Source organism: Vibrio qinghaiensis (assembly GCF_002257545.1).
Classification (GTDB): Bacteria; Pseudomonadota; Gammaproteobacteria; order Enterobacterales; family Vibrionaceae; genus Vibrio; species Vibrio ordalii.
On the sequence record NZ_CP022741.1, the window covers coordinates 439,407 to 452,569 of the forward strand.

The following is a 13,163-nucleotide window of genomic DNA, read 5'->3' on the forward strand; positions in this document are numbered from 1 at the left end:
ATTGATTAATAAGTCATTGATTTATAAACTATTTCATAAAAGCATAAAAGCATAAAAGCATAAAAGCATAAAAGCATAAAAGCATAAAAGCATAAAAGCATAAAAGCATAAAAGCATAAAAGCATAAAAGGCACCGACTTAAAATCGATGCCTTTTTTATTTTTAATATCAGATTGTTACATTAGCTTCTTCAAGCGATAAAGCGCTTCTAATGCTTGGCGAGGCGTTAGATCGTCAGGGTCAATAGCTGCTAATGCCTGTTCGACTTCGCTTGGGTCTGGGATCAAACTGAGTTGATTAGCAATATCTACGGTTGAGCTTTTGCTGTTATTTGGTTGTTGTTGGCTCAATAACTCGAGCTGCGACAGTTTAGCGCGCGCGTTTTTGATCACCGCTTTAGGCACGCCAGCAAGACCTGCCACTGCTAGGCCGTAAGATTTACTTGCCGCACCTTCTTGAACCGCATGCATAAAGGCAATGCTATCGCCATGTTCCACGGCGTCTAAATGCACGTTGGCTAAGTGAGGTAGCTGGTTTGGCAGCTCGGTCAGCTCAAAATAATGAGTGGCAAATAGCGTTAGCGCGCCAATTTGGCTTGCGAGCCATTGTGCACTTGCCCAAGCCAGTGATAACCCATCATAGGTACTGGTGCCGCGGCCAATTTCATCCATCAATACCAAGCTATTTTGTGTCGCATTATGCAAAATGTTGGCAGTTTCGGTCATTTCAACCATGAAAGTAGAGCGACCAGAGGCGAGATCGTCCGATGCACCAATACGGGTGAAGATGCGGTCAATCGAACCGATGCGTGCCGCTTCCGCTGGCACATAGCAACCGATATGCGCTAATAAAGTAATCAATGCGGTTTGGCGCATGTAGGTCGATTTACCGCCCATGTTAGGCCCGGTAATGATCAACATTTTTCGTTGCGGGTTGAGCTCAATTGGGTTGGCAATGAAGGGTTCACTCATCACCTGCTCAACAACAGGGTGACGACCAGCTTGGATATGGATAGCCGGATCTTTACTCAAGGTCGGGCGACAGTAGTCTAAGCTTTCAGCGCGCTCGGCAAGGTTTTGTAACACATCGAGCTGCGATAGCGAAGATGCAAGGTTTTGCATCTGCTCTAAATGAGGCAACAATAAGTCAAATAACTCTTCCCAAAGCTGCTTTTCCACTGCCAGTGCTTTTGATTTCGAGTTGAGCACTTTATCTTCATGCGCTTTTAGCTCGGCAATAATATAACGCTCGGCATTTTTCAGCGTTTGGCGGCGCACATAGTGGGGAGGAACGAGGTGACTTTGGCCACGGCTGACTTGAATGTAGAAACCGTGAATCGCGTTGTAGCCGACTTTTAGCGTATCAATGCCGTGACGTTCGCGCTCTTCAGCTTCTAATTTATTCAAGTATTCGGTTGCGCCGTTGGCTAAATCACGCCATTCATCCAGTTCGGCGCTGTAGCCATCGGCAATCACACCGCCATCACGAATCACAACTGGTGGGTTGTCTTTGATCGCTCGCTCAAGCCGTGTGCACAACTCATCCAATGGCTGTACATGATGAGTTAACTGAACTAAGTGGGGTTGCGACAAGGGTTGCAGTATTTCACTGAGCTGCGGCAATTGCTGCATCGCATGTCGCAGGCGCGCTAAGTCTCTTGGGCGAGCAGAACGCAATGCCAAACGTGCAAGAATACGTTCAATATCGCCAATCTGTTTCAGCACAGGTTGTAATTCACTAAACAAAGTAAGTTGTTTCAACTCGCCGATCGCATCAAGGCGTTGATTCAGTGTATCGATACAGCGCATCGGTTGGTGTAACCAGCGTTTGAGCATACGGCTGCCCATAGGAGTGGCGCAGTGATCGAGCACTTCCGCTAAGGTGTTATCAAAGCCACCGGACAAGTTCTGCGTGATCTCTAAATTACGGCGCGTGGCGGCATCTAAGATCACCGAGTGATCTTGGCGATCAAACGTCAGTGAACGAATATGAGGCAGTGCAGTGCGCTGCGTATCTTTCACGTATTGAATCAAGCAACCAGCGGCGCATAAACCCAGTTTGGCCTGTTCTACGCCAAAACCGACTAAATCACGCGTACCAAATTGTTGGTTCAACTGCTGTTTTGCTGTCTCTAATTCAAATTCCCAAATAGGGCGGCGACGGTTGCCTTTGCGATTGCCCATTAAAGTGACAGGTGTGAAATCTTCAGGAAAGAGCAGTTCGCGCGGTGCGGTGCGTTGCAGTTCGGCGGCCATCGCCTCTTCGGTTTCAGGCTCACTCAGTTGGAAACGCCCTGAAGTGATGTCTAAGGTCGCGTAGCCAAAGCGACCATCGTGGTGGTAGATGGCGGCAATTAAATTATCGACTCGCTCAGAGAGCAAGGCTTCATCCGTGACCGTGCCGGGCGTGACAATCCGCACCACTTTACGCTCAACGGGGCCTTTGCTGGTGGCAGGATCGCCAATTTGTTCACAAATCGCGACGGATTCGCCCTGCTGTACCAATTTCGCTAAGTAACCTTCCACTGCGTGATAGGGAACGCCCGCCATTGGAATAGGCTCACCCGCAGAAGCACCGCGTTTGGTGAGTGATATTTCCAGTAATTGCGATGCGCGTTTCGCGTCATCGTAAAACAGCTCGTAGAAATCGCCCATCCGATAAAAGAGCAGAATATCGGGGTTTTCAGCTTTCAATTGCAGATATTGCCGCATCATCGGGGTGTGCTGTGGTGAAGACTCGGCGGAAGATGCGCTGGATTTGCTCATGTTATTCGTCACTCGATTATCAATGGCTGACTGTGAAAATGACCACCGTACAGGAATGGCAGCGGTCTTAGCTCTGACATGAGTTAGAAAGAATCGTCAGAACATGCATTTAAAGAGTTGGAGGATAACAAACTTCGCTATTGCTGAGCAATCAAGGGATGCTGATGTGGAAGCAAAGCCAAGGGCTAAAAAGTGATGAGCGCGTTCAGCACTGATTAGCCCATTGGGTTGGAGATTTGATCTAAGAAAAAAGACCGGATGAGAGATAACGATCGCCTCGATCGCAAATGATGGCGACAACCACCGCTCCGGGATTTTGTTGCGCGATTTGTAACGCAGCGAAAACCGCGCCTCCAGAGCTGACGCCAGCGCAAATGCCTTCTTGGGTTGCCAAAGCACGAGCTGTATTGATGGCATCTTGCTCTTCGATATCGAGTACCACATCAACACGTGATGATTCAAAAATGCCGGGTAAATAAGCTTGAGGCCAGCGGCGAATGCCCGGAATTGCACTGCCTTCTGCTGGTTGTAAACCGACAATACTTATCTCTGGATTTTGCGTTTTTAGATAGCGAGAAGTGCCCATGATGGTGCCCGTTGTGCCCATACTTGAGACAAAGTGGGTAATTTCCCCGTGGCTTTGTTGCCAAATTTCTGGGCCAGTTGAATCAAAATGAGCTTGCGGGTTGTCGGGGTTATTGAATTGATCGAGTACTTTTCCTTTGCCTTCACTTTGCATTTTTAATGCTAAATCGCGCGCTCCTTCCATGCCTTGCTCTTTGCTGACTAAAATGAGCTCACAACCATACGCTTTCATCGCGTCTTTACGCTCTTGGGTGGCATTATCCGGCATGATTAAAATCATTTTGTAGCCTTTGATGGCGGCCGCCATTGCCAGCGCAATACCCGTGTTGCCGCTGGTCGCTTCAATGATGGTATCGCCCGGTTGGATCTCTTGGCGACGCTCTGCTTGCACTATCATATTGAGCGCTGGGCGATCTTTGACTGAACCTGCTGGGTTATTGCCTTCTAGCTTGACCAATACGGTGCTTGAGGTGTGAGCCGCCAGTCGCTGCAAGCGAACTAAAGGCGTTTGCCCGACATATGCTTCAATCGTTGGAAAGTCCGCCATCATGTTGTCCTTAATTTTGTACTCGGAAGAGTAAGGTGACGTATCCACCTTACCGAGCACTACTATAAAGTCGTGCTGGTAATTGGCATACAATTTATTGCTAGAGTTTATTCCAAAAAGTTCTAGTTATCCTCTTTGTTATAATTCATTTTCCTCATACTCTAATTGCCAAGGACGCCATTTTGGCCGTAGTGATTAGGGAGTAGCAATATATGAAGTTCATCAAGTCAGCCTTAGCCAGCTTATTAGCCGTAGGATCGTTGAATGTTTCGGCCGCGGATCAAACCATTCTCAACTCATCATACGACATCGCTCGCGAGCTGTTTGCTTCTTATAACCCAGTGTTTGAAAAACACTGGCAACAAAAGACAGGCCAAACAGTGGAGATCAAACAGTCGCACGGTGGGTCATCTGCGCAAGCTCGCTCAATTTTGCAGGGGTTAGCCGCCGATGTAGTGACATTCAATCAGGTAACGGATGTTCAGGTGCTGTACGATCGCGGCAAGCTTATCGATGCTAATTGGCAAGAAAAATTGCCCAATGCAAGCTCACCTTACTACTCCACGACCGCATTTTTAGTGCGCAAGGGAAATCCAAAAAACATTCAAGATTGGGGTGATCTCGCTAAAGCTGATGTGGCTTCTGTATTCCCCAATCCTAAAACTTCAGGCAATGCACGTTATACCTATTTGGCCGCGGTCGGTTATGCACAAAAGACTTTTGGCAAAGAGAACCAAGCCGAACAGGATCAATTCCTCAAACAATTTTTAGCCAATGTTGCGGTATTTGATACTGGTGGCCGTGGTGCGACTACTTCGTTTGTTGAACGCGGCATTGGCGATGTGCTGATTACGTTTGAATCTGAAGTGAACAATATTCGTCAGCAGTATGGCGTGGATGAATATCAAGTAGTGGTGCCTAAGACTTCTATCTTGGCCGAGTTTCCCGTGGCCGTGGTGGAAAAAAATGCCAAGCGTAAAGGCACGCTTGAGGTAGCCAACGAATATCTCGCTTATCTGTACAGTGAAGAAGCGCAACGTTTGCTGGCTGGGTTTAATTACCGCGTTCATGATGAAAAAGTGAACGCAGAATTTGCTGATCGCTTCCCTGAAGTTGAATTGCTAACAGTTGAGAGCATTGCTGGCGGGTGGGAAAATGCCATGAAGCTTCATTTTGCCAATGGCGCGAAGCTTGACCAACTTCAACGTCGTTAATTCGTCATCGCCACCTGCGTTGAGTGTGGGTGGTTTTCTTAGGCATCCGTTTTGTTTCGAGGGTTTATGAGCCATTCCTTCACCGCTTCTTTATCTCGCCCACGCCATAAAAGGGTGCTGCCCGGATTTGGCATTAGCCTCGGTACTTCGCTGTTTTTTGTCAGCTTAGTGCTGCTATTGCCCGCCAGTGGTTTGATTATGCAGACGAGCCAAATGTCGCTCACCGAGTATTGGCAGGTGGTGGCGGACCCTCGTGTACTGGCCAGTTACAAAGTAACGGTGGGCGCGGCACTCATCGCCTCATTGTTTAATGGCTTGCTAGGATTATTACTCGCTTGGGTGCTGGTTCGTTATGATTTTTATGGCAAACGTATTCTTGATGCTTTAGTCGATTTACCGTTTGCTTTGCCTACCGCCGTTGCAGGCATCACGTTGGCGACGCTTTACTCATCCAATGGCTGGGTGGGCAGCGTACTTGGCGAGCTTGGAATTAAAGTGGCTTATACCCCCTTGGGGATTGTTGTCGCGATGGCGTTTACCAGTATTCCGTTTGTGGTGCGCACGGTACAACCCGTCTTGGAAGAGATATCCAAAGAAGAGGAAGAAGCGGGTATGACGTTAGGCGCATCAGACAGCGCCGTATTTTGGAAAGTGATCATGCCTTCGATTCGTCCAGCACTATTGGTTGGTATTGCACTCTCATTTACTCGCAGCTTGGGCGAGTTTGGCGCAGTGATTTTCATTGCGGGCAATATGCCTTACGTCAGTGAAATTACCTCATTAATGATTTTTGTACGCTTACAAGAATTTGATTTTCCGGCGGCGAGTGCCATTGCTTCGGTAGTATTGATGGCATCGTTATCACTGCTACTACTGATCAATCTATGGCAGGGCGCATACCTGCGTCGAATTCATGGACGTTAAGGAACCGATGATGAAAGTACATCAACCGTTACGAGTCGGTGAAGCACCTTGGGTGAAGTGGAGTTTGATTGGCTTTGCGCTGTTTTGGGTTGCATTGTTGCTGATTATCCCGCTAGTGAGCATTTTCAAACAAGCCTTTGCCAGTGGTTTATCGACTTATATTAGTCATTTAATTGAACCCGATACGCGTCATGCCATTGGTTTAACACTGCTAGTTGCGCTACTCACGGTGCCAATTAACTTAGTGTTCGGCGTGTTATTGGCTTGGGCAGTGACTCGTTTTGAATTTCCGGGTAGAAAAATATTAACCACTTTAATTGATATTCCGTTTGCCGTATCACCGGTTGTTGCAGGCCTTCTGTATTTACTGCTTTACGGCAGCAGCGGTTGGTTGGGCGAGTGGTTGTTTGAGCGCGATCTGCAAGTGATGTTTGCTTGGCCGGGAATTTTATTGGTCACGGTTTTTGTGACTTGCCCGTTTGTCGCGCGTGAGCTGATCCCGCTGATGCAGCAGCAAGGCCGCTCGGATGAAGAAGCCGCGGTTATTTTGGGTGCATCTTGGTGGCAACTGTTTCGTCGCGTCACCTTACCGAATATTAAATGGGCGTTGATTTACGGTGTCATCCTAACCAATGCGCGTGCCATTGGTGAATTTGGCGCAGTAGCGGTTGTGTCGGGCAATATTCGTGGTGAAACCAATACCTTACCACTACACGTGCAGCTACTGTATGAAGATTATCAATCGGAAGCGGCGTTTGCTAGCGCCTCGCTATTGGCTTTCATTGCATTATTAACCCTAGTTTTTAAAGCTTATGTTGAATGGCGTCAACACAACAATCAGACAAAAACGAACAGAGAGCAAGAGACGGTATGAGTATACGTTTAGACAACATTTCCAAACAATTTGGTCAATTTCAAGCGCTCTCTCCGCTCTCGTTACAGATTGATGATGGCGAGATGATTGGCTTACTTGGTCCTTCAGGCTCAGGCAAAACCACTTTGTTGCGCATTATTGCCGGCCTTGAAGGTGCTGATAGCGGAACGATTCATTTTCGAGATCGCGATGTGACTCATGTCCACGTCCGCGAGCGCCGAGTTGGCTTTGTGTTCCAAAACTACGCACTTTTTCGTCATATGACGGTGGCCGACAATGTCGCGTTTGGTTTGCAAGTGATGGATCGCCGTCATAGACCAGCGGCGGCGGAAATCACCAAAAGAGTCAAACAGCTATTGGATATTGTACAACTTGGCCATTTAGCTGAGCGCTATCCTGAACAACTGTCCGGCGGGCAAAAGCAGCGCATCGCCTTGGCTCGCGCTCTTGCAACAAAGCCGGAAGTGCTACTGCTGGATGAGCCTTTTGGCGCACTGGATGCCAAAGTGCGTAAAGAATTGCGCCGCTGGTTGCGCAGCTTGCACGAAGAGCTCGGTTTTACGAGCGTATTTGTCACCCACGATCAAGATGAAGCACTTGAACTCTCTGATCGCGTGGTCGTGATGAGCAATGGCCGCATCGAACAGATCGACTCGCCAGTGCAGCTTTATGCTCAACCGAACAGTCGCTTCGTCTTTGATTTTTTTGGCAATGTGAATGTCTTCCAAGCCAACTGGAATAACGAGCAGTGGGTCAATGGTCAATCGTTTATCTTACCGCCGAAAGATCACGCGATTAATCAATCAGGGAAGTTGTATGTGCGCAGCCATGAGTTGAGCCTATCGAACAAACAAAATAGCCAAGCTTCATTGCCTTTTGAAGTGGTCTCTGTCAATCCTGTTGGCGCGGAAGTGCGAGTGGAACTTGCGCCAGTCGGCTGGGAGAGTGAGCAATTATGGGAAGCAAAATTAACCCATAGAGCATTGAGTGAACAACCACTTACACGAGGCGACAAAACCTTTGCTACACCACAAGTGGGATACTTTTTTGGTGGGGAGAGCAGTACTCCGCACACCATTCGTTGGCCATTCTTAGACGCAGATAGTTTGATGTTTGAGATCTAAATACAACGGACGAACGATTGAGAATGGGTACGCTTGCGTGCCCATTCTGTTTTCTGGAGATTCAATCTGCTATAAAGGTTCAAGCGAAAATAACGTGGTTTTGGAGAAGGCGTAATGAAGGCGATTTTTGCATTAAGTGAGCAATTAGGTCAGCAATTGTTAGCACAAAAAGAGATCCTCACCAGTGCTGAATCATGCACTGGCGGTGGTGTGGCATTTGCACTTACCGAGGTTGCTGGAAGTTCGGCTTGGTTTGAACGATCATTTGTGACCTACAGTAACCTCGCTAAACAAGAGATGCTCGGCGTCAAAACACAGACACTGGTGGATTTTGGCGCGGTTTCCGAACCCGTGGTGCGCGAAATGGTGCAAGGGGCACTTTTGCATTCCCAAGCCACTATTGGTGTCGCGATCAGTGGCATTGCTGGTCCTGATGGCGGTAGCGCAGAAAAACCAGTGGGAACCGTGTGCTTTGCATGGGCTTCTAAGCAGGGCTGGGAACGAGCTGAGACGCTTTGTTTTAAAGGCGATCGAGCGCAGGTGCGCAAGCAGGCGATTACTCATGCATTACAAGTGGTGAGTCACTTTTTATCGCAGCCAAATTGAACCTAGTCGAAATTTTTTCGACACAGCTATAGACACTGTATGAATCAACAGTATAATTAACCCCAATTGGCGACTAAAGAGTCGATAAAAAATTTAACGAGCCGCTACCCACAGCGACAGTTTGGAGAAAGTAATGGACGAAAATAAGCAGAAGGCGCTAGCCGCAGCACTGGGTCAAATTGAAAAGCAATTTGGTAAAGGTTCGATCATGCGCCTTGGTGACAACCGTACAATGGATGTTGAAACCATTTCTACCGGTTCACTTTCTTTGGATATTGCATTGGGTGCTGGCGGTTTACCAATGGGACGTATCGTTGAAGTTTACGGCCCTGAATCATCAGGAAAAACAACCTTAACGCTGGAATTGATCGCAGCAGCACAACGAGTGGGTAAAACCTGTGCTTTTATCGATGCAGAACATGCCCTTGACCCAATTTATGCTAAAAAACTGGGTGTCAACATTGATGAGCTGTTGGTTTCACAACCTGATACGGGTGAACAAGCGCTTGAAATTTGTGATGCCTTGGCTCGTTCTGGTGCCATTGATGTTATCGTGATTGACTCTGTGGCTGCACTGACACCAAAAGCTGAAATTGAAGGTGAAATGGGCGATAGCCACATGGGCCTCCAAGCACGTATGCTTTCTCAAGCGATGCGTAAGTTAACGGGTAACTTAAAACAGTCCAACTGCATGTGCATCTTCATTAACCAGATCCGTATGAAAATTGGTGTGATGTTTGGTAACCCTGAAACCACAACAGGTGGTAATGCCCTTAAATTCTACGCTTCAGTTCGTTTAGATATTCGTCGTACAGGCTCTATCAAAGAGGGTGACGAAGTCGTGGGTAACGAAACGCGTATTAAAGTGGTGAAGAACAAAATCGCGGCTCCCTTTAAGCAAGCGGATACTCAAATCCTTTACGGACAAGGTTTTAACCGTGAAGGTGAATTGGTTGATCTTGGCGTGAAACATAAATTGGTTGAGAAAGCGGGCGCTTGGTATAGCTATAACGGTGATAAAATTGGTCAAGGTAAAGCAAACGCCTGTAAATTCTTGAGAGAGAATCCAGCTGCAGCTATGGCTCTTGATACTAAGTTACGTGAAATGCTGCTCAATCCAGCCGAGTTAATTGTTGAAGAACCTATTTTGAGCGAAATGCCTCAAGAAGAAGAGTTGTAATATTCTCCACGTTTATATTTCAACAAAGCCCTGCAATGCAGGGCTTTGTTTTATCCATGACCAATAGGGACAGTATGTATTCCTCTAAATTCAAATCGACGTTATCGTGCAAAGAGTGCGCATTGCAATTACTGAGCCGACGAGATCATAGCGAGCATGAGCTACAGCAAAAGCTCATTAGTAAAGGGTATGATACGGAAATTATCGTCCAAACAATGAGTTACTGCCTTGAGAACCATTATTTGGATGAACTGCGCTATGCCGCAAGTCAAATAAGACAACATGTCACTAAAGGTCATGGTGAGCGGCGTATTCGACAAGAGCTGAGCCAAAAAAGAGTCAGTAGCGATGATATTGAAACCGCTTTACATCAAGAGCCTCAAGATTGGTTTGAATTGGCAAAAGCGGTGGCTGAAAAAAAATTCAGAGAACCAGCAGAAAAAGGTTCAAAAGAACATGCCAAACAAGTGCGTTTTTTGCAGTATCGAGGTTTTAGCTTCGAGCAAATTAGCTACGCTTTATCATCATCGGAAGCTTAACTCTTCGTCTGATCCGCAATTTATTTCCTGCCATGCCTTTTCTATAAGAAAACTAGTCGAACTCTTGTCCATGCTTTACAATAACGCAAAATTCTAACTTGAGTATTTCAGGAAGAGCTGCATGTTTATGAGCACTGATGAGGTTCGCCGCGCGTTCCTCTCGTTCTTTGAAAGTAAAGGACACCAAATTGTTGATAGTTCATCATTAGTCCCCGCTAATGACCCAACCCTGTTGTTCACAAATGCAGGAATGAACCAATTTAAAGATTGTTTTCTTGGTTTAGAAAAGCGTGCTTATACACGTGCAACAACGGCTCAACGTTGTGTGCGAGCTGGTGGTAAGCATAACGATCTGGAAAACGTTGGTTTTACCGCTCGTCACCATACCTTTTTTGAAATGTTGGGTAACTTCAGCTTTGGCGATTACTTCAAAGAAGACGCTATCGCATACGCGTGGGAGTTTCTTACTGTAACACTCAAGTTGCCCGCTGATCGTCTACTGGTTACCGTGTATGAAACCGATGATGAAGCATTTGATATCTGGAACAAAAAAGTAGGCATTCCGGCTGAGCGCATTATTCGCATTGGCGATAAACCGGGTGGTAAAGCTTATGAGTCAGACAACTTCTGGCAAATGGGTGATACGGGTCCGTGTGGTCCTTGTACTGAAATTTTCTACGATCATGGCGATCATATCTGGGGTGGTCCTCCAGGTTCGGCAGAGGAAGATGGCGATCGTTTCATTGAAATTTGGAACAACGTATTCATGCAGTTTAACCGTCATGCCGATGGCACGATGGAGCCACTTCCAAAACCTTCCGTTGATACCGGTATGGGTATTGAACGTATTTCTGCGATCATGCAGGGTGTTCACTCAAACTATGAAATTGATGTGTTTCAAGCCTTGATTAAAGCCGCCGCTGATGTAACGGGTTATGACGATCTTTCCAATCAATCGCTACGCGTTGTTGCTGATCACATCCGTTCTTGTGCTTTCTTGATTGTGGATGGTGTGATGCCATCGAATGAAGGCCGTGGCTATGTACTGCGTCGGATTATTCGTCGAGCGGTACGTCATGGTAATAAATTGGGCGCACAAGGTGCCTTCTTCCACAAACTGGTTGGCCCATTAGCACAAGTGATGGGAACGGCTGGTGAAGAACTGAAAAAGCAGCAAGCGCTTGTAGAAAAAGTGCTGCGCATTGAAGAAGAGAACTTCGGTCGCACTCTTGAACGCGGTATGGCGATCCTCAATGATGCACTCGATAATTTAGAGGGTAGCGTACTGGATGGTGAAACTGTCTTTAAACTTTACGATACCTACGGTTTTCCGGCTGATTTAACTAATGATGTTGCACGTGAACGTGAGCTGACCATTGACGAACTAGGTTTCGAAAAAGCGATGGAAGAGCAGCGTCAACGAGCGCGTGAAGCGGGCCAATTTGGCACTGACTACAATGCAATCATTAAAGTTGATACCAATACCGCTTTCTGTGGCTACAGCGCGACACAAGGCGAGAGCCGCATTGCCGCTATGTTTGTTGACGGCAATGAAGTTGACACTCTATCTGCGGGTGATAAAGCGATTTTGATCTTGGGCGAAACACCTTTCTACGCTGAATCCGGTGGTCAATGTGGTGATGCGGGTGTTATTCAAACGGCCACGGGCCTGTTTAAAGTTGCAGATACACAAAAACTCGGCAACGCCATTGCTCATCACGGTGAACTCATCGAGGGCGTACTCGCCAAAGGCGATGAAGCGAAAGCCATTGTTGATGCTAAGCGCCGCGCTGCAATTTCACTGAACCACTCCGCCACACATTTGTTGCATGCTGCACTTCGCCAAGTATTAGGTTCGCACGTGGCGCAAAAAGGCTCATTGGTAAAAGCGGAAAGCTTGCGTTTTGACTTCTCTCATTTAGAAGCAATGACGCCCGCAGAGCTAAAAGAAGTGGAACGTCTAGTGAACGCGCAAATTCGCCGTAACCACACGATTGAAACCAATATTATGGACATCGAAGCGGCAAAAGCCAAAGGTGCCATGGCGCTGTTTGGTGAAAAGTACGACGATGAAGTTCGTGTATTGTCGATGGGTGATTTCTCAACCGAACTGTGTGGTGGTATTCACGCAAGTAACACCGGTGACATCGGCCTATTCAAAATAGTTTCTGAAGGCGGTATTGCCGCTGGCATTCGTCGTATTGAAGCAGTGACGGGTGAAGGCGCGCTGGATCTATTGGATCAACAGCAGGCTCAATATGAAGTCAAAGTGGCTGAAATGGCGGCTAAAGCGAAATCTTTGGAAAAAGAGTTGCAGCAGTTAAAAGATAAACTTGCAGCGAAAGAAAGTGCCAATCTGATCAGCAATGTAAAAGAAATTGCGGGTGTGAAAGTGCTAGTTGCTCAACTTAATGGCGCCGATAACAAAGCGCTGCGTGGTATGGTTGATGAGCTAAAAAATCAGTTAGGCAGTGGCATTATCATGCTGGGTAATGTGGCTGATGATAAAGTGGCTTTGATTGCGGGTGTGACCAAAGATCTTACCACTAAAGTGAAAGCAGGGGAGCTGGTCAATATGGTTGCCTTGCAAGTGGGTGGTAAAGGTGGCGGCCGCCCGGATATGGCTCAAGCGGGAGGTACGGATGTTAATGCCTTGCCTAGCGCTTTAGCTTCCGTAGATGCTTGGATTGCTGAGCATCTATAAACCGTTGTAATAAGTCACGCTCAATCACTGTTTTTTGATTGGGCGTAATTTTATTTACCAAACCAAGTGATCTAATTGGCGCAATAGGATACGAGCCAGTT

10 protein-coding genes are annotated in these 13,163 nt (G+C 47.0%); 8 read left to right on the top strand and 2 right to left on the bottom strand.

Features of this window, described 5'->3' with window-relative positions:
* Window positions 1-176 precede the first annotated feature (176 nt).
* Window positions 177-2,765, bottom strand: a complete 2,589-nt coding sequence (mutS, locus tag CCZ37_RS02215) for a DNA mismatch repair protein MutS (protein ID WP_094499640.1) — start codon at window positions 2,763-2,765, stop codon at window positions 177-179.
* 241 nt (window positions 2,766-3,006) lie between these two features.
* Window positions 3,007-3,897 carry a cysteine synthase CysM gene (cysM, locus tag CCZ37_RS02220; RefSeq protein ID WP_047688250.1) on the bottom strand — a complete coding sequence of 297 codons (891 nt, stop codon included), beginning with the start codon at window positions 3,895-3,897 and terminating at the stop codon, window positions 3,007-3,009.
* A 212-nt stretch (window positions 3,898-4,109) separates the two neighbouring features.
* Between cysM and cysP the strand changes: the two genes are divergently transcribed.
* From cysP to alaS, 8 genes are all read left to right on the top strand, one after another.
* Complete coding sequence (cysP, locus tag CCZ37_RS02225) at window positions 4,110-5,111, top strand: thiosulfate ABC transporter substrate-binding protein CysP (protein ID WP_094499641.1); 1,002 nt, start codon at window positions 4,110-4,112, stop codon at window positions 5,109-5,111.
* A 66-nt stretch (window positions 5,112-5,177) separates the two neighbouring features.
* On the top strand, window positions 5,178-6,035 hold the full coding sequence (gene cysT / locus CCZ37_RS02230) for a sulfate/thiosulfate ABC transporter permease CysT (RefSeq protein ID WP_017046719.1): 858 nt from the start codon (window positions 5,178-5,180) through the stop codon (window positions 6,033-6,035).
* A 10-nt stretch (window positions 6,036-6,045) separates the two neighbouring features.
* The gene (gene cysW / locus CCZ37_RS02235; protein ID WP_010320447.1) at window positions 6,046-6,909 is read left to right on the top strand and encodes a sulfate ABC transporter permease subunit CysW; all 864 of its coding nucleotides are present in this window, start codon (window positions 6,046-6,048) and stop codon (window positions 6,907-6,909) included.
* Window positions 6,906-8,033 (top strand): sulfate/molybdate ABC transporter ATP-binding protein, encoded by a 1,128-nt coding sequence (locus CCZ37_RS02240; RefSeq protein WP_017043744.1) that lies wholly within the window; start codon window positions 6,906-6,908, stop codon window positions 8,031-8,033. The genes cysW and CCZ37_RS02240 overlap by 4 nt, the downstream gene beginning before the upstream one ends.
* Window positions 8,034-8,147: 114 nt before the next feature.
* Window positions 8,148-8,639, top strand: a complete 492-nt coding sequence (gene pncC / locus CCZ37_RS02245; RefSeq protein WP_094499642.1) for a nicotinamide-nucleotide amidase — start codon at window positions 8,148-8,150, stop codon at window positions 8,637-8,639.
* Window positions 8,640-8,772: 133 nt separating this feature from the next.
* On the top strand, window positions 8,773-9,819 hold the full coding sequence (gene recA, locus CCZ37_RS02250; RefSeq protein ID WP_010320444.1) for a recombinase RecA: 1,047 nt from the start codon (window positions 8,773-8,775) through the stop codon (window positions 9,817-9,819).
* A gap of 35 nt (window positions 9,820-9,854) precedes the next feature.
* A complete protein-coding gene (recX, locus tag CCZ37_RS02255; protein ID WP_017046721.1) occupies window positions 9,855-10,358 on the top strand; it encodes a recombination regulator RecX in 504 nt (167 codons plus the stop codon).
* A gap of 121 nt (window positions 10,359-10,479) precedes the next feature.
* On the top strand, window positions 10,480-13,062 hold the full coding sequence (gene alaS, locus CCZ37_RS02260; RefSeq protein ID WP_094499643.1) for an alanine--tRNA ligase: 2,583 nt from the start codon (window positions 10,480-10,482) through the stop codon (window positions 13,060-13,062).
* Window positions 13,063-13,163 lie beyond the last annotated feature (101 nt).